The sequence below is a fragment of the Roseateles sp. Mitsp63 genome, assembly GCF_059491535.1.
The window spans coordinates 6020322-6038875 of the sequence record NZ_CP168509.1; the positions used below are offsets into that span (position 1 = coordinate 6020322).

The 18554-nt window shown below is 59.0% G+C and carries 7 protein-coding genes, 4 tRNA genes and 5 rRNA genes; 3 read left to right on the forward strand and 13 right to left on the reverse strand.

The window, feature by feature from the left end; genetic code table 11:
* Nucleotides 1–110: 110 nt before the first annotated feature.
* From ACEN96_RS26095 to ptsP, 10 genes are all read right to left on the reverse strand, one after another.
* A 23S ribosomal RNA gene (locus tag ACEN96_RS26095) occupies nucleotides 111–2991 on the reverse strand.
* 306 nt (nucleotides 2992–3297) lie between these two features.
* Nucleotides 3298–3373 (reverse strand) — tRNA-Ala (locus tag ACEN96_RS26100).
* 35 nt (nucleotides 3374–3408) lie between these two features.
* Nucleotides 3409–3485, reverse strand: a tRNA-Ile gene (locus tag ACEN96_RS26105).
* A gap of 178 nt (nucleotides 3486–3663) precedes the next feature.
* A 16S ribosomal RNA gene (locus tag ACEN96_RS26110) occupies nucleotides 3664–5192 on the reverse strand.
* A gap of 391 nt (nucleotides 5193–5583) precedes the next feature.
* Nucleotides 5584–5696 (reverse strand): 5S ribosomal RNA (rrf, locus tag ACEN96_RS26115).
* A gap of 161 nt (nucleotides 5697–5857) precedes the next feature.
* Nucleotides 5858–8738 (reverse strand): 23S ribosomal RNA (locus ACEN96_RS26120).
* Between the two features lie 306 nt (nucleotides 8739–9044).
* Nucleotides 9045–9120 (reverse strand) — tRNA-Ala (locus tag ACEN96_RS26125).
* Between the two features lie 35 nt (nucleotides 9121–9155).
* Nucleotides 9156–9232: transfer RNA gene (locus ACEN96_RS26130), tRNA-Ile, on the reverse strand.
* A 178-nt stretch (nucleotides 9233–9410) separates the two neighbouring features.
* Nucleotides 9411–10939 (reverse strand): 16S ribosomal RNA (locus tag ACEN96_RS26135).
* The 16S, 23S and 5S rRNA genes sit together here with 4 tRNA genes alongside, the layout of an rRNA operon.
* Before the next feature lie 511 nt (nucleotides 10940–11450).
* A complete protein-coding gene (gene ptsP / locus ACEN96_RS26140) occupies nucleotides 11451–13226 on the reverse strand; it encodes a phosphoenolpyruvate--protein phosphotransferase (RefSeq protein ID WP_495585921.1) in 1776 nt (591 codons plus the stop codon).
* A gap of 199 nt (nucleotides 13227–13425) precedes the next feature.
* Here ptsP and ACEN96_RS26145 point away from each other — a divergent pair, with 199 nt between their 5' ends.
* Nucleotides 13426–14271 carry a GNAT family N-acetyltransferase gene (locus tag ACEN96_RS26145; RefSeq protein ID WP_495585922.1) on the forward strand — a complete coding sequence of 282 codons (846 nt, stop codon included), beginning with the start codon at nucleotides 13426–13428 and terminating at the stop codon, nucleotides 14269–14271.
* A 170-nt stretch (nucleotides 14272–14441) separates the two neighbouring features.
* Here the strand turns inward: ACEN96_RS26145 and ACEN96_RS26150 are convergent, their stop codons facing one another.
* From ACEN96_RS26150 to ACEN96_RS26160, 3 genes are all read right to left on the reverse strand, one after another.
* On the reverse strand, nucleotides 14442–14711 hold the full coding sequence (locus tag ACEN96_RS26150) for an HPr family phosphocarrier protein (RefSeq protein WP_343642951.1): 270 nt from the start codon (nucleotides 14709–14711) through the stop codon (nucleotides 14442–14444).
* A complete protein-coding gene (locus tag ACEN96_RS26155) occupies nucleotides 14708–15142 on the reverse strand; it encodes a PTS sugar transporter subunit IIA (RefSeq protein WP_495585923.1) in 435 nt (144 codons plus the stop codon). The genes ACEN96_RS26150 and ACEN96_RS26155 overlap by 4 nt, the downstream gene beginning before the upstream one ends.
* A 69-nt stretch (nucleotides 15143–15211) precedes the next feature.
* Nucleotides 15212–15736 (reverse strand): hypothetical protein, encoded by a 525-nt coding sequence (locus tag ACEN96_RS26160; protein WP_495585924.1) that lies wholly within the window; start codon nucleotides 15734–15736, stop codon nucleotides 15212–15214.
* 415 nt (nucleotides 15737–16151) lie between these two features.
* On the opposite strand from ACEN96_RS26160, the gene ACEN96_RS26165 reads away from it, so the two are divergent.
* Nucleotides 16152–17393: a cation:proton antiporter gene (locus ACEN96_RS26165; protein WP_495585925.1), complete on the forward strand. Its 1242-nt coding sequence runs from the start codon at nucleotides 16152–16154 to the stop codon at nucleotides 17391–17393.
* A complete protein-coding gene (locus tag ACEN96_RS26170) occupies nucleotides 17390–18523 on the forward strand; it encodes a YbdK family carboxylate-amine ligase (protein ID WP_495585926.1) in 1134 nt (377 codons plus the stop codon). The genes ACEN96_RS26165 and ACEN96_RS26170 overlap by 4 nt, the downstream gene beginning before the upstream one ends.
* The last annotated feature ends 31 nt before the right edge of the window (nucleotides 18524–18554 follow it).

Sequence of the window (18554 nt, forward strand, 5' to 3'; positions counted from 1 at the left end):
GTTCGAATCAGCTTTTGATTGCGTCTTCAAGTTTGAAGAACGGTTTCGATCGAATGAATTTCGATCCGCGTGACACCTGTCTTTGATGTCGTCTGGACTATCAAAGTTATAGGGTCAAGCCGCACGGGCAATTAGTACTGGTTAGCTTAACGCATTACTGCGCTTCCACACCCAGCCTATCAACGTCCTGGTCTTGAACGACCCTTCAGGGGGCTCTAGGCCCCGGCAAGACTCATCTTGAGACGAGTTTCCCGCTTAGATGCTTTCAGCGGTTATCTCTTCCGCACTTAGCTACTCGGCGATGCCACTGGCGTGACAACCGATACACCAGAGGTGCGTCCACTCCGGTCCTCTCGTACTAGGAGCAGGCTCTCTCAATCTTGCAGCGCCCACGGAAGATAGGGACCAAACTGTCTCACGACGTTTTAAACCCAGCTCACGTACCTCTTTAAATGGCGAACAGCCATACCCTTGGGACCGGCTACAGCCCCAGGATGAGATGAGCCGACATCGAGGTGCCAAACACCGCCGTCGATATGAACTCTTGGGCGGTATCAGCCTGTTATCCCCAGAGTACCTTTTATCCGTTGAGCGATGGCCCTTCCATACAGAACCACCGGATCACTTTGTCCTACTTTCGTACCTGCTCGACTTGTCAGTCTCGCAGTCAAGCACGCTTATGCCAATGCACTATCAACACGATTTCCGACCGTATTTAGCGTACCTTCGAACTCCTCCGTTACACTTTGGGAGGAGACCGCCCCAGTCAAACTGCCCACCATACACTGTCCCCAACCCGGATAACGGGCCAAGGTTAGAACCTCAAACACACCAGGGTGGTATTTCAACGTTGGCTCCACCTGATCTAGCGACCAGGTTTCAAAGCCTCCCACCTATCCTACACAGATCTGTTCAAAGTCCAATGTAAAGCTACAGTAAAGGTTCATGGGGTCTTTCCGTCTTTCCGCGGGGAGATTGCATCATCACAAACATTTCAACTTCGCTGAGTCTCTGGAGGAGACAGTGTGGCCATCGTTACGCCATTCGTGCAGGTCGGAACTTACCCGACAAGGAATTTCGCTACCTTAGGACCGTTATAGTTACGGCCGCCGTTTACTGGGACTTCAGTCAAGAGCTTGCACCCCATCATTTAATCTTCCAGCACCGGGCAGGCGTCACACCCTATACGTCGACTTTCGTCTTTGCAGAGTGCTGTGTTTTTAATAAACAGTCGCAGCCACCGATTATCTGCGGCCTCATTGGGCTCCACCCGCGGGGGCTTCACCTACTAAAGGCACACCTTCTTCCGAAGTTACGGTGTCAATTTGCCGAGTTCCTTCTCCAGAGTTCTCTCAAGCGCCTTAGAATACTCATCTCGCGCACCAGTGTCGGTTTGCGGTACGGTCGTCAATAGCTGAAGCTTAGTGGCTTTTCTTGGAAGCAGGGTATCACTCACTTCGTCTGCAAGCAGACTCGTTATCACACCTCAGCTAAGCTCTCCGGATTTGCCTAAAGAGCACGCCTACATGCTTGAACCAGGATATCCAACACCTGGCTGAGCTAACCTTCTCCGTCCCCACATCGCACTATTGAGCGGTACAGGAATATTGACCTGTTTCCCATCAGCTACGCATCTCTGCCTCGCCTTAGGGGCCGACTCACCCTACGCCGATGAACGTTGCGTAGGAAACCTTGCGCTTACGGCGAGGGGGCTTTTCACCCCCTTTAACGCTACTCATGTCAGCATTCGCACTTCTGATACCTCCAGCAGGCCTCACGACCCACCTTCACAGGCGTACAGAACGCTCTCCTACCACGCACAGTAAACTGTGCATCCGCAGCTTCGGTAACTGGCTTAGCCCCGTTACATCTTCCGCGCAGGACGACTCGATCAGTGAGCTATTACGCTTTCTTTAAATGATGGCTGCTTCTAAGCCAACATCCTGACTGTTTTAGCCTTCCCACTTCGTTTCCCACTTAGCCAATTTTAGGGACCTTAGCTGGCGGTCTGGGTTGTTTCCCTCTTGAGTCCGGACGTTAGCACCCGGTGCTCTGTCTCCCAAGCTGTACTCTTCGGTATTCGGAGTTTGCATAGGTTTGGTAAGTCGCCATGACCCCCTAGCCTAAACAGTGCTCTACCCCCGAAGGTAATACTTGAGGCACTACCTAAATAGTTTTCGGAGAGAACCAGCTATCTCCAGGTTTGTTTAGCCTTTCACCCCTATCCACAGCTCATCCGCTAGTTTTGCAACACTAGTCGGTTCGGACCTCCAGCACCTGTTACGGTACCTTCATCCTGGCCATGGATAGATCACCTGGTTTCGGGTCTACACCCAGCGACTGAATCGCCCTATTCGGACTCGATTTCTCTACGGCTACCCTATTCGGTTAACCTCGCCACTGAATGTAAGTCGCTGACCCATTATACAAAAGGTACGCAGTCACCCTTGCGGGCTCCTACTTTTTGTATGCATGCGGTTTCAGGATCTATTTCACTCCCCTCCCGGGGTTCTTTTCGCCTTTCCCTCACGGTACTTGTTCGCTATCGGTCGATTACGAGTATTTAGCCTTGGAGGATGGTCCCCCCATATTCAGACAGGATTTCACGTGTCCCGCCCTACTCTATTCGTGCCTAGTTCCACAATCGACATTTCTCATACGGGGCTATCACCCGCTACGGCCGGACTTTCCATTCCGTTCTGATATGCCAACTGCTAAAACACGAGGGCTACTCCGATTTCGCTCGCCACTACTTTCGGAATCTCGGTTGATGTCTTTTCCTCGAGCTACTGAGATGTTTCAGTTCGCCCGGTTCGCCTCGCACACCTATGTATTCAGTGTGCGATACCTCTAAACGAGGTGGGTTTCCCCATTCGGAAATCTCCGGATCAAAGCTTATTTGCCAGCTCCCCGAAGCTTATCGCAGGCTATCACGTCCTTCTTCGCCTGTAATCGCCAAGGCATCCACCACATGCACTTAGTCACTTGACCCTATAACTTTGACATCCTCAGATGCCGTCAAGGACAGATGCTCGACAACTCGAGCATTCATTGAGTATCACGCGTTCGCCGTTCTTCAATTTCTTCTCTGAATTGCTTCAGCATTGAAGTTTGTTGACGCAATCAAATGTCGCTGGCGGCACGGTGCCGCGCGCCCCTTTACGAGCGCCAGCTTTCCGCCAGCAACGCTGATTCGACTCTACGAATTGTTAAAGAACAACAGCCGACTTCAAAAGTCGAGACTGGCAAACCACAGCAGCGCGTCGCTGCTGTGGTTTGCCAACCAGGTGTGTGAATTGGTGGAGGATGACGGGATCGAACCGACGACCCCCTGCTTGCAAAGCAGGTGCTCTCCCAGCTGAGCTAATCCCCCTGAACTCACAAGTGCGTGTTTGACACACTTGTTCGTGGTGGGTCTGGCTGGATTCGAACCAGCGACCCCCGCCTTATCAAGACGGTGCTCTAACCGACTGAGCTACAGACCCACGCATTTGTTGCCTGAGTCCGATCGCGCCAACCAGCAAGGCCAGCTCGCCAGGCTCACGCGTTATTCACTCTTCTGTTGTGTACTACAGCCGATAAGTGTGGGCGCGCTGAACTCGCTTGTGTGGACTCGACTCGATCTGCTGACCTGGGCCAGCAAACGGTCTCGTCATTCTCTAGAAAGGAGGTGATCCAGCCGCACCTTCCGATACGGCTACCTTGTTACGACTTCACCCCAGTCACGAACCCTGCCGTGGTAATCGCCCTCCTTGCGGTTAGGCTAACTACTTCTGGCAGAACCCGCTCCCATGGTGTGACGGGCGGTGTGTACAAGACCCGGGAACGTATTCACCGCGGCAAGCTGATCCGCGATTACTAGCGATTCCGACTTCACGCAGTCGAGTTGCAGACTGCGATCCGGACTACGACCGGGTTTCTGGGATTAGCTCCCCCTCGCGGGTTGGCAGCCCTCTGTCCCGGCCATTGTATGACGTGTGTAGCCCTACCCATAAGGGCCATGATGACCTGACGTCATCCCCACCTTCCTCCGGTTTGTCACCGGCAGTCTCATTAGAGTGCCCTTTCGTAGCAACTAATGACAAGGGTTGCGCTCGTTGCGGGACTTAACCCAACATCTCACGACACGAGCTGACGACGGCCATGCAGCACCTGTGTCCAGGTTCTCTTTCGAGCACTCCCACATCTCTGCAGGATTCCTGGCATGTCAAGGGTAGGTAAGGTTTTTCGCGTTGCATCGAATTAAACCACATCATCCACCGCTTGTGCGGGTCCCCGTCAATTCCTTTGAGTTTCAACCTTGCGGCCGTACTCCCCAGGCGGTCAACTTCACGCGTTAGCTACGTTACTGAGAAGAAACCCTCCCAACAACCAGTTGACATCGTTTAGGGCGTGGACTACCAGGGTATCTAATCCTGTTTGCTCCCCACGCTTTCGTGCATGAGCGTCAGTACAGGCCCAGGGGATTGCCTTCGCCATCGGTGTTCCTCCGCATATCTACGCATTTCACTGCTACACGCGGAATTCCATCCCCCTCTGCCGTACTCTAGCCATGCAGTCACAAATGCAGTTCCCAGGTTGAGCCCGGGGATTTCACATCTGTCTTGCATAACCGCCTGCGCACGCTTTACGCCCAGTAATTCCGATTAACGCTTGCACCCTACGTATTACCGCGGCTGCTGGCACGTAGTTAGCCGGTGCTTATTCTTCAGGTACCGTCATGAACCCCCGGTATTAGCAGGAGTCTTTTCTTCCCTGACAAAAGCGGTTTACAACCCGAAGGCCTTCTTCCCGCACGCGGCATGGCTGGATCAGGCTTGCGCCCATTGTCCAAAATTCCCCACTGCTGCCTCCCGTAGGAGTCTGGGCCGTGTCTCAGTCCCAGTGTGGCTGGTCGTCCTCTCAGACCAGCTACAGATCGTCGGCTTGGTAGGCCTTTACCCCACCAACTACCTAATCTGATATCGGCCGCTCCAATCGCGCGAGGTCTTGCGATCCCCCGCTTTCACCCTCAGGTCGTATGCGGTATTAGCTGCTCTTTCGAGCAGTTATCCCCCACAACTGGGCACGTTCCGATACATTACTCACCCGTTCGCCACTCGTCGCCAGGTTGCCCCGCGTTACCGTTCGACTTGCATGTGTAAGGCATGCCGCCAGCGTTCAATCTGAGCCAGGATCAAACTCTACAGTTCGATCTTGAATTCTCAACGGAATCGAACAAAGACTACTTTCATAGCTTCATTCATTTTCCGTGAGCATCTAGCGATTTAACCTTCTCAGGTCGCTCGTCCAGACGCCCACGCTTATCGGCTGTAAATTCTTAAAGAACATCGAAGCAGCTTTCGCTTCAGACTCGAGCCTTGACTCTTGCCCTTGCTTCGTCGCGTCGCTGATTTGTCGTCAGCAGCGAAGAGATGGGACTATAAACGAGTTCGTTTGAACTTGTCAAGCATCTTTTCGATCATCGTTGATGATCTTTCCGACGCTGTCCCAGCCTCACAGATCAACGCTCAAGCAAGCGCTGATCTCTGCAGGCAGAGAAAGGAACGCCCGGTCATTCAGACCGGGCGCTTCCGGATATTAGCCTGACGATGACCTACTTTCACACGGGAATCCGCACTATCATCGGCGCTGAGTCGTTTCACGGTCCTGTTCGGGATGGGAAGGGGTGGGACCGACTCGCTATGGTCATCAGGCTTGACTGGTTGGCTGGTTGTCGCTGGGGACAACAAGCCCAATTCGGTAGAGTTCGAATCAGCTTTTGATTGCGTCTTCAAGTTTGAAGAACGGTTTCGATCGAATGAATTTCGATCCGCGTGACACCTGTCTTTGATGTCGTCTGGACTATCAAAGTTATAGGGTCAAGCCGCACGGGCAATTAGTACTGGTTAGCTTAACGCATTACTGCGCTTCCACACCCAGCCTATCAACGTCCTGGTCTTGAACGACCCTTCAGGGGGCTCTAGGCCCCGGCAAGACTCATCTTGAGACGAGTTTCCCGCTTAGATGCTTTCAGCGGTTATCTCTTCCGCACTTAGCTACTCGGCGATGCCACTGGCGTGACAACCGATACACCAGAGGTGCGTCCACTCCGGTCCTCTCGTACTAGGAGCAGGCTCTCTCAATCTTGCAGCGCCCACGGAAGATAGGGACCAAACTGTCTCACGACGTTTTAAACCCAGCTCACGTACCTCTTTAAATGGCGAACAGCCATACCCTTGGGACCGGCTACAGCCCCAGGATGAGATGAGCCGACATCGAGGTGCCAAACACCGCCGTCGATATGAACTCTTGGGCGGTATCAGCCTGTTATCCCCAGAGTACCTTTTATCCGTTGAGCGATGGCCCTTCCATACAGAACCACCGGATCACTTTGTCCTACTTTCGTACCTGCTCGACTTGTCAGTCTCGCAGTCAAGCACGCTTATGCCAATGCACTATCAACACGATTTCCGACCGTATTTAGCGTACCTTCGAACTCCTCCGTTACACTTTGGGAGGAGACCGCCCCAGTCAAACTGCCCACCATACACTGTCCCCAACCCGGATAACGGGCCAAGGTTAGAACCTCAAACACACCAGGGTGGTATTTCAACGTTGGCTCCACCTGATCTAGCGACCAGGTTTCAAAGCCTCCCACCTATCCTACACAGATCTGTTCAAAGTCCAATGTAAAGCTACAGTAAAGGTTCATGGGGTCTTTCCGTCTTTCCGCGGGGAGATTGCATCATCACAAACATTTCAACTTCGCTGAGTCTCTGGAGGAGACAGTGTGGCCATCGTTACGCCATTCGTGCAGGTCGGAACTTACCCGACAAGGAATTTCGCTACCTTAGGACCGTTATAGTTACGGCCGCCGTTTACTGGGACTTCAGTCAAGAGCTTGCACCCCATCATTTAATCTTCCAGCACCGGGCAGGCGTCACACCCTATACGTCGACTTTCGTCTTTGCAGAGTGCTGTGTTTTTAATAAACAGTCGCAGCCACCGATTATCTGCGGCCTCATTGGGCTCCACCCGCGGGGGCTTCACCTACTAAAGGCACACCTTCTTCCGAAGTTACGGTGTCAATTTGCCGAGTTCCTTCTCCAGAGTTCTCTCAAGCGCCTTAGAATACTCATCTCGCGCACCAGTGTCGGTTTGCGGTACGGTCGTCAATAGCTGAAGCTTAGTGGCTTTTCTTGGAAGCAGGGTATCACTCACTTCGTCTGCAAGCAGACTCGTTATCACACCTCAGCTAAGCTCTCCGGATTTGCCTAAAGAGCACGCCTACATGCTTGAACCAGGATATCCAACACCTGGCTGAGCTAACCTTCTCCGTCCCCACATCGCACTATTGAGCGGTACAGGAATATTGACCTGTTTCCCATCAGCTACGCATCTCTGCCTCGCCTTAGGGGCCGACTCACCCTACGCCGATGAACGTTGCGTAGGAAACCTTGCGCTTACGGCGAGGGGGCTTTTCACCCCCTTTAACGCTACTCATGTCAGCATTCGCACTTCTGATACCTCCAGCAGGCCTCACGACCCACCTTCACAGGCGTACAGAACGCTCTCCTACCACGCACAGTAAACTGTGCATCCGCAGCTTCGGTAACTGGCTTAGCCCCGTTACATCTTCCGCGCAGGACGACTCGATCAGTGAGCTATTACGCTTTCTTTAAATGATGGCTGCTTCTAAGCCAACATCCTGACTGTTTTAGCCTTCCCACTTCGTTTCCCACTTAGCCAATTTTAGGGACCTTAGCTGGCGGTCTGGGTTGTTTCCCTCTTGAGTCCGGACGTTAGCACCCGGTGCTCTGTCTCCCAAGCTGTACTCTTCGGTATTCGGAGTTTGCATAGGTTTGGTAAGTCGCCATGACCCCCTAGCCTAAACAGTGCTCTACCCCCGAAGGTAATACTTGAGGCACTACCTAAATAGTTTTCGGAGAGAACCAGCTATCTCCAGGTTTGTTTAGCCTTTCACCCCTATCCACAGCTCATCCGCTAGTTTTGCAACACTAGTCGGTTCGGACCTCCAGCACCTGTTACGGTACCTTCATCCTGGCCATGGATAGATCACCTGGTTTCGGGTCTACACCCAGCGACTGAATCGCCCTATTCGGACTCGATTTCTCTACGGCTACCCTATTCGGTTAACCTCGCCACTGAATGTAAGTCGCTGACCCATTATACAAAAGGTACGCAGTCACCCTTGCGGGCTCCTACTTTTTGTATGCATGCGGTTTCAGGATCTATTTCACTCCCCTCCCGGGGTTCTTTTCGCCTTTCCCTCACGGTACTTGTTCGCTATCGGTCGATTACGAGTATTTAGCCTTGGAGGATGGTCCCCCCATATTCAGACAGGATTTCACGTGTCCCGCCCTACTCTATTCGTGCCTAGTTCCACAATCGACATTTCTCATACGGGGCTATCACCCGCTACGGCCGGACTTTCCATTCCGTTCTGATATGCCAACTGCTAAAACACGAGGGCTACTCCGATTTCGCTCGCCACTACTTTCGGAATCTCGGTTGATGTCTTTTCCTCGAGCTACTGAGATGTTTCAGTTCGCCCGGTTCGCCTCGCACACCTATGTATTCAGTGTGCGATACCTCTAAACGAGGTGGGTTTCCCCATTCGGAAATCTCCGGATCAAAGCTTATTTGCCAGCTCCCCGAAGCTTATCGCAGGCTATCACGTCCTTCTTCGCCTGTAATCGCCAAGGCATCCACCACATGCACTTAGTCACTTGACCCTATAACTTTGACATCCTCAGATGCCGTCAAGGACAGATGCTCGACAACTCGAGCATTCATTGAGTATCACGCGTTCGCCGTTCTTCAATTTCTTCTCTGAATTGCTTCAGCATTGAAGTTTGTTGACGCAATCAAATGTCGCTGGCGGCACGGTGCCGCGCGCCCCTTTACGAGCGCCAGCTTTCCGCCAGCAACGCTGATTCGACTCTACGAATTGTTAAAGAACAACAGCCGACTTCAAAAGTCGAGACTGGCAAACCACAGCAGCGCGTCGCTGCTGTGGTTTGCCAACCAGGTGTGTGAATTGGTGGAGGATGACGGGATCGAACCGACGACCCCCTGCTTGCAAAGCAGGTGCTCTCCCAGCTGAGCTAATCCCCCTGAACTCACAAGTGCGTGTTTGACACACTTGTTCGTGGTGGGTCTGGCTGGATTCGAACCAGCGACCCCCGCCTTATCAAGACGGTGCTCTAACCGACTGAGCTACAGACCCACGCATTTGTTGCCTGAGTCCGATCGCGCCAACCAGCAAGGCCAGCTCGCCAGGCTCACGCGTTATTCACTCTTCTGTTGTGTACTACAGCCGATAAGTGTGGGCGCGCTGAACTCGCTTGTGTGGACTCGACTCGATCTGCTGACCTGGGCCAGCAAACGGTCTCGTCATTCTCTAGAAAGGAGGTGATCCAGCCGCACCTTCCGATACGGCTACCTTGTTACGACTTCACCCCAGTCACGAACCCTGCCGTGGTAATCGCCCTCCTTGCGGTTAGGCTAACTACTTCTGGCAGAACCCGCTCCCATGGTGTGACGGGCGGTGTGTACAAGACCCGGGAACGTATTCACCGCGGCAAGCTGATCCGCGATTACTAGCGATTCCGACTTCACGCAGTCGAGTTGCAGACTGCGATCCGGACTACGACCGGGTTTCTGGGATTAGCTCCCCCTCGCGGGTTGGCAGCCCTCTGTCCCGGCCATTGTATGACGTGTGTAGCCCTACCCATAAGGGCCATGATGACCTGACGTCATCCCCACCTTCCTCCGGTTTGTCACCGGCAGTCTCATTAGAGTGCCCTTTCGTAGCAACTAATGACAAGGGTTGCGCTCGTTGCGGGACTTAACCCAACATCTCACGACACGAGCTGACGACGGCCATGCAGCACCTGTGTCCAGGTTCTCTTTCGAGCACTCCCACATCTCTGCAGGATTCCTGGCATGTCAAGGGTAGGTAAGGTTTTTCGCGTTGCATCGAATTAAACCACATCATCCACCGCTTGTGCGGGTCCCCGTCAATTCCTTTGAGTTTCAACCTTGCGGCCGTACTCCCCAGGCGGTCAACTTCACGCGTTAGCTACGTTACTGAGAAGAAACCCTCCCAACAACCAGTTGACATCGTTTAGGGCGTGGACTACCAGGGTATCTAATCCTGTTTGCTCCCCACGCTTTCGTGCATGAGCGTCAGTACAGGCCCAGGGGATTGCCTTCGCCATCGGTGTTCCTCCGCATATCTACGCATTTCACTGCTACACGCGGAATTCCATCCCCCTCTGCCGTACTCTAGCCATGCAGTCACAAATGCAGTTCCCAGGTTGAGCCCGGGGATTTCACATCTGTCTTGCATAACCGCCTGCGCACGCTTTACGCCCAGTAATTCCGATTAACGCTTGCACCCTACGTATTACCGCGGCTGCTGGCACGTAGTTAGCCGGTGCTTATTCTTCAGGTACCGTCATGAACCCCCGGTATTAGCAGGAGTCTTTTCTTCCCTGACAAAAGCGGTTTACAACCCGAAGGCCTTCTTCCCGCACGCGGCATGGCTGGATCAGGCTTGCGCCCATTGTCCAAAATTCCCCACTGCTGCCTCCCGTAGGAGTCTGGGCCGTGTCTCAGTCCCAGTGTGGCTGGTCGTCCTCTCAGACCAGCTACAGATCGTCGGCTTGGTAGGCCTTTACCCCACCAACTACCTAATCTGATATCGGCCGCTCCAATCGCGCGAGGTCTTGCGATCCCCCGCTTTCACCCTCAGGTCGTATGCGGTATTAGCTGCTCTTTCGAGCAGTTATCCCCCACAACTGGGCACGTTCCGATACATTACTCACCCGTTCGCCACTCGTCGCCAGGTTGCCCCGCGTTACCGTTCGACTTGCATGTGTAAGGCATGCCGCCAGCGTTCAATCTGAGCCAGGATCAAACTCTACAGTTCGATCTTGAATTCTCAACGGAATCGAACAAAGACTACTTTCATAGCTTCATTCATTTTCCGTGAGCATCTAGCGATTTAACCTTCTCAGGTCGCTCGTCCAGACGCCCACGCTTATCGGCTGTAAATTCTTAAAGAACATCGAAGCAGCTTTCGCTTCAGACTCGAGCCTTGACTCTTGCCTTTGCTTCGTCGCGCCGCTGATTTGTCGTCAGCAGCGCAGAAGCGAGATTATGAACGATTCTTTTTGAATCCGTCAAGCAGTCAGTGAAAAATATTTTCATCGTCGACTGCGAGAATCTCGCCCGCTAAATGAATATTGGATTATCCAGTTGTTCATTCAGCGCCCCGGCATATCCTCCGGGGCCGCCGCTCAAAACGTTGTCGTGAGCAGCGAAGACCGAGAGTCTAGCACGATATTTTTTGTCCACGCAACTCCCGTCATGTGGATGTCACTTGGCGGTGCGCATCCCGATCGAGCGCCCATGTCAGAGCGCCTGACCTGAGCGCCGGCTCAATGAAGCCGGGCTTGCGGCGCCAACGCCTCCAGCGCCACCTTGGCCGGCTCGTCGCTTTCCAGGATGCGCGGCAGCCCCGCCGCCAGCCGTGGCACGTCCGCCCGCAGCACCCGCTGCTTGACCGAGGGAATCTGCGACGGGTGCATCGAGAAGGACGTCAACCCCATCGCGAGCAGCAGGTCGGTGAATGCAGCGTCGCCCGCCATCTCCCCACAGACGCTGACCTCTTTGCCGGCTCCGCGGGCCTGCGCGATGGAATTGGCCAGCAAGTGCAGCACCGCCGGATGCCACGGGTCATACAGATGGGCGACCGCCTCGTCGGCGCGATCGATCGCCAACGTATATTGAATGAGGTCGTTGGTGCCGATGGACACGAAATCCACATGCTTGAGGAGTTGGGGCAGCATGATCGCCGCCGCCGGCACCTCCACCATCACGCCCAGCTCGATCTCGCCATAGGCCTGACCCACCTCGTCCAGTTGCGCCTTCACCCGCTTGATCGTTTCCTGGACCTGCCGGATCTCCCCCAGATGGGCGACCATCGGGACGAGCAGCTTCACCTTGCCAAAGGCGCTCGCCCGATAGATGGCCCGCAACTGCTGGCGGAACATGCTCGGCTCCGCCAGGCTCCAGCGGATCGCCCGCAGCCCCATGGCCGGATTCAGCACATGCTCGTGGCGCAGCTCATTGACCGACATCCGGTCAAGCGGCTTGTCGGCGCCGATGTCGACCGTGCGGATCGTCACCGGCAGGCCGGCCATCGCCTCGACCGCGCTCTTGTAGGCGGCGAACTGCTCTTCCTCGCTGGGCAGATCGCCGTCCCGGTTCATGAACAGGAACTCGCTGCGGAACAGTCCCACCCCGGTCGCGCCGGAAGCCAGCGCGGCCACGGTGTCGCCGGGCAGCTCGATGTTGGCGTGCAGCTCGATGCGCTGACCATCCAGCGTGATCGCCGGCGTATGGCGCAGGCGGGCCAGCCGCGCATGCTCGAGCTCCGCCTGCCGCTGCCGGAAACGATATTCCTCCAGCACGATCGGCGATGGATTGACGATCACCGTCCCGGCATCGCCATCGATGATCACCCAGTCGTCCTGACGGATCAGCCGCGAGGCCTCCCGGGTTCCCACCACGGCGGGGATCGCCATGCTCCGCGCCACGATCGCGGTGTGGGAGGTCTTCCCTCCGATGTCGGTGATGAAGCCCTGGAAGACGCTGCGCTTGAACTGGATCATGTCGGCCGGCGCGATGTCCGCGGCGACCAGCAGCAGAGGATCCTCGCCGGCGAAGTCGCGCGCCACGACCGCGGCCGCGCCACTGGGCGAGTCGTCCTGCTCGGCCGAGAGCGCGGCCAGGACGCGCTCCACCACCTGCTCCAGGTCGGCCTTGCGCTCGCGCAGGTAGTCGTCCTCCATTTCGTCGAACTGCCGCGCCAGCACCTCCAGCTGCGCCGACAACGCCCACTCCGCGTTGTAATGCCGGTCGACGATCCAATCACGGGCCGCGTCGACCAGCGCCTCGTCGTTCAACAGCAGCAGATGCACATCCAGCAACGCATCGAGTTCGTGCGGCGCGTCCTCGGGCAGCTCGGCCTTCAGGTCCTGCAATTCCCGGGTGACCGCATCGCGGCCCCGGACCAGCCGGGCGAATTCCTGCTCCGCGTCAGCGGCGCCAATGAAGTAATGCGCGACGTCGACGCGGCTGGAAGCGACCAGCACCGCTCGGCCGATCGCCACGCCGCGAGAAACGGGAATGCCGAAGACCTGAAAGCTCATGCGCCGACTGTAGCAGCGGGTTCCGATGCCCCCGTGCAGCGAAGGTGAACTGCATGAAAACGTATGCTGGGCCCGCGTCAACCGTCATCCTCCGCAACCGTGACGACGCCACGACTGTCATGGTTCGTTCACTTTCAGGTCACCGACGCGTCACCCCGCCCGCTCAGCATCGCGGGCATCACTTGAGCGAGGCTCTGTCATGAGGGATCTGCCGCTGCCCACCCTGCCCTTCTCGGATCTGCGCCCGGCCGAGGCGCCCCGGAGGTCACTTCCAGTCGGATCGCAGAACGTCGCTGTCGACGCTTCGCGCACTCGCTTCCACGTGGGTTGGGCGCGCACGGAAGACGAAGTCCGCCAGGCCCAGCGCCTGAGGTACCAGGTCTTCGTCGACGAGATGGGCGCGCGCCTGAGCGTGCCGGCCGGCGCGCCCGCGGGGCACGACGTCGACATCTTCGACCCCTTCTGCGAACACCTGCTGGTGCGCACGCTCGACGAGCGCGGCCAGCCCGGAGAGGTCATCGGCACCTACCGCGTGCTGACACCCGAAGCCGCCCGCCGCGCCGGCGGCCTGTACAGCGAAACCGAATTCGACCTCACCCGCCTGCGCTCGCTGCGCCCCCGCATGGTCGAACTGGGCCGCTCCTGCGTGCACGCGGATCACCGCCACGGCGGCGCCATCATGGCGCTGTGGGGCGCACTGGCCGAGTTCATGGTCCGCAACGACCTCGACACGATGATCGGCTGCGCCAGCATCAGCATGCGCGACGGCGGCCACTACGCAGCCAGCCTTTGGCGGCAACTCGAAGGCAGCCACATGGCCGACATCGAATGGCACGTCCGGCCACGGCTGCCATTGCCAGTCGACGAACTCCGGCAAGACCTGGCCGTCGAGCCTCCGCCGCTCATCAAAGGCTATCTGCGCTGCGGCGCGCGCATCCTCGGACGCCCAGCCTGGGATCCCGACTTCAATACCGCCGACCTGCCAATGATCATGCGCATCGCGGATCTGCCGGCACGGTATCGGAAACACTTCCTGGGGCTTTGAGGCGTCGCGGGAGTCGGAGCCCGGAGTCCGGCGCCCGAAGCTGGGGCGCCGGTACCCCTCTGCGCTCACAGTCTTCCCTGCGGTCCAGGGTTCGCTTCGAGGGGTACCGGCGCCCCAGCTTCTCCAGACCAATGACGGCCTTGAGGGCGCGTCGCCCAGGCGGGACTGGCTTATTGGCCTTCGCCGAACTTGTCGTTCACCAGCGCGGTGATCGCGTCGTGCGCAGCCTGCTCGTCCTCGCCAGCCGTCTCCAGCTCGACCTCGGCGCCAATGCCAGCCGCCAGCATCATCACGCCCATGATGCTCTTGGCATTCACGCGACGGCCGTTGCGGGTCATGAAGACCTCCGCCTGAAATCCACCCGCCAACTTCGTCAACTTCGCCGAGGCACGGGCATGCAGGCCCAGCTTGTTGCTGATGGTGAGAGTCGACTTGATCATGAGCAGGACGGTTGGGACTTGGAAGAAGAGGAACACGGCGACGACGCCGCATCGCACAGGATGCCCTGGGTGCCACCCTGGCTCGCGCGCTGCAGCAGCGCATCCAGGCCTTCGCCGGCATAACACAGCGAACGCCACAGCATCGGCACGTTGACCCCCGTCAGCACCTTCACCTGCTCACCCTGCAGACGCAGCGCGGCATTGGTCGGCGTGGCACCGTAGACGTCGGTCAACACCAGGGTCTGCACATGCCCGGACGCAACGATCAGCGCGCGCGCCTGCGACTCGACATCATCGGCGCTCATGTCCGGCGTCACGTCCAGCACGCTCAGCTGCAGCGAGCAATGCGGGAACGTGTGCTCGGCCACCTGCTTCAGCGCGGTGGCCAGCGGGGCATGGGCAATCAACAGCAGGCCGGACATGAGGCTCATTATCGTGCGCCGCAGCATGGCGCGGGCGGGGCTCGCACAAACCCGCAATGATGGGGAGGGTGACCCACTTCAGGGCGGCAACTGCACCGACCCGAGGAACACGTCCCAGGCCTCGGCATCGAGCCGCTCGCCCTGCATCAGCAGCTGGTACAGCCGTCCGCCCCGCGCGAACACCGCCTGCCGCGCCTGTTGCGCCGGCTGGCCCGGCCTGGCCTCGAACGCCTGCTGGAAGGACTCGGGATCGGAGGCCGCCCCGCGCACGCCCAGCGGCGCGGACGCTCCCGGCGACATCTCGCGGGCGATGCCCTCGTGCATCCGGCGCATCGCGGCGGATGCGGCCGCGGGCTCCCCCAGATCGGCCCAGGTCAGCGAGAACTGCCCGCCCCGGGCTCTGCAACTCATCGACCGCACAGTCACCGCCCGGCCGCCAGGGCCAGGCTGGGCCCGCTCCTCGCGCTCAGGCTTGCAGGGGAACATCAGCGCCAACTGAGCGCCTTCCGGATTCACCTTGCGCCAATTCAACGCGGGACTGCAACCGGCGATCAGCAACGCGCCGGCGATCACCGCCAGCGGCACTGACAGGGGAACTGGCATCGAAGCGCGCATCGGGCAATCTTAGAGGCGGCTTGGACCGCGACGTCGCCGCCCGCGCGAATCGATGGCAGACTCGCTGACGAGCGGCGGCCCGAGGGCCGTGCGCCCTTCGTCGCTGGCCCAGTCCCGATCCGCGCGTCGCGGACCGCTGTTGCCGGCAAGTCCTGACCCCCGGTGGCCTTGAACGCGGTTCCCCGGAACCGCCGATTGCCACACCCGTGACGAGAACGGCGCGGGCGTGGCAAATGGCGCTCCCGCCCGGTCGCCGATGACCGGCAATCGGTAAAGCCGACAAGTAAAGGCTGCCAGCGCCTGTCCTGGAACGCCGCCATGGCGCCGGATTGGCTCGATGATCCAGGGTCCCCGCGATCCGGTATCGGCAGCCGTCCACCCCTCGAGGAGAACCTTCGTCTTGATGAACGACCTTGCGAACTTCCTGCAGTTCAGCAGTTGGCCGCCCCGGCCGGACTGGCTGTTCTGGGCCTCGCTGACCATGGTGGCCGCCGGCGTGCTCGGCGAATTCGTCAACCGCCGGCTCGGGCTGCCCCGCGTCGTCGGCTACAGCGTCGTCGGCATGGTGCTGGCCGCGCTCGGCCACGGCATCTTCGCCAACGGCGCGCTCGACGCGCGGCTGCGGCTCGTCGTCGACCTCGCGCTGGCGCTGCTGCTGTTCGAGATGGGCTCGCGCGTCAACCTGCGCTGGCTGCGCAACAACAAGGCGCTGCTGGGCGCGAGCGCCGCCGAGGCGCTGGCCAGCTTCGTCTTCGTCGGCTACGGCCTGACGCTGCTGGGCGTGAGCCCGCTGATCTCGATCAGCTGCGCGGTGCTGACGATGGCCTCGAGCGCCGCGGTGATCGGTCGCGTCGGCGCGGAGCTGCGCGCGGCCGGCCAGGTCAGCGAGCGGATGCTCGCGCTGGCCTCGCTGAACACCATCTATGGCGTGCTCGCGCACAAGCTGCTGCTGGGCTGGCTGGCGCTGGACCAGAAGGGCGACTGGCTGGAGGCCGTCGCGCAGCCGCTGTATGCATTCATCGGCTCGGTGATCGTGGCGGCGCTGCTGGCGCGGCTGACGGCCGGCCTGATGCGCCGCCTGGACCTGCGCAACGAGAACTCGGTGCTGATGCTGCTGGGCCTGGTGCTGGTGGCGCTGAGCGCGGCACGGGTGCTGAACCTGTCGACGCTGCTGGTGCCGCTGCTGGCCGGCATGATCCTGCGCAACACCACCGAGCGCCCCTGGGTCTGGCCGCGTCACTTCGGCACGGCCGGCGGCGTGCTGGTGCTGATGCTGTTCGTCGCGGTCGGTTCCGCGTGGACGCTGCAGGCGCTGGCCGCCGGCGCGGTGCTCGCGCTGGCGCTGCTGCTGCTGCGCCTGGCCGCCAAGGCCGTGGCGCTGACCGGCATGGCGCGCATCAGCGGCATCGACGCGCGCCAGGGCATCGCGCTGGCGGTGTGCCTGAGCCCCGTGTCCGGCACCACGCTGGTCCTTTTCAGCGAGGTGCAGCTGCATCACCCGCAGACCGCGGCGATGCTGGCACCGGTCATCCTGTCCACGATCGCGCTGATGGAACTCATCGGCCCGATCGCCGTGCAATGGGGGCTGCGCGTCGCCGGCGAGCACCACCCCGAAACCTCCGTCAAGGAGGCGCCGAAACGATGAGCCTCGAACCCTTTGCCACCTCGAAGCCCCTGACGATGGGCGTGGAGCTCGAGCTCCAGATCGTCAACCGCCACGACTACGACCTGACGCCGGGCTCCAAGGACCTGTTGCGGGTGATGAAGGGCGAGACGCTGCCCGGCGACGTCACGCCCGAGATCACCGACAGCATGATCGAGCTCTGCACCAACGTGTGCACGAACTACGAGCAGGTGCTGGAGCAGCTGACGATCACCCGCGATGCGCTGGTGCGCAGCGCCGACAAGCTCAACCTCGGTCTGTCGGGTGGCGGCACCCATCCGTACCAGCACTGGAGCAAGCAGCGCATCTTCGACAAGCCGCGCTTCCAGGAGATCTCGTCGCTCTACGGCTACCTGAGCAAGCAGTTCACGGTCTTCGGCCAGCACGTGCACATCGGCTGCGAAGGCCCGGATCACGCGCTGCGCCTGCTGCACGGGCTGTCGCGCTTCATTCCGCACCTGATCGCGCTGTCGGCCTCGTCGCCCTACGTGCAGGGCAACGACACCGGTTTCCACTCGGCGCGGCTGAACTCGGTGTTCGCCTTCCCGCTGTCGGGGCGCGCGCCCTTCGTGCTGACCTGGGACGACTTCCTGGTGTTCTTCGAGAAGATGACGCACACCGGTGTCGTGAAGAGCATGAAGGACTTCTACTGGGACATCCGGCCCAAGCCCGAGTTCGGCACGATCGAGGTGCGCGTGCTCGACACGCCGCTGACGATCGAGAAGGCCTCGGCGCTGGCCGCGCTGATCCAGTGCCTGGCGCGGTGGATCTCGCATGACCAGCCGTTCGCGCTGCACGAGGACGACTACCTGCCCTACACCTTCAACCGGTTCCAGGCCTGCCGCTTCGGGCTGGACGGCACCTTCGTCGACCCCAAGAGCGGCGAGCACCGCAGCCTGCGCGAGGACCTCAACGTCACGCTGCACGCGCTGGAGCCGCACGCCGTCGCGCTGAAGGCGGAGCCGGCGCTGCGCCATGTCCGCGAGGAGATGCGCTGGCAAGGCAACGACGCGACCTGGGCGCGTGGGGTGGTCGAGAAGGAGCAGCTGCTCAACGAGCTGGTGCGGCAGCAATGCGAGCGCTGGGCGGGGCGGCCCGTGGCGGCGCGCTGAGCCGGCTCACCGCGGAGGGGGGCGGCATCCC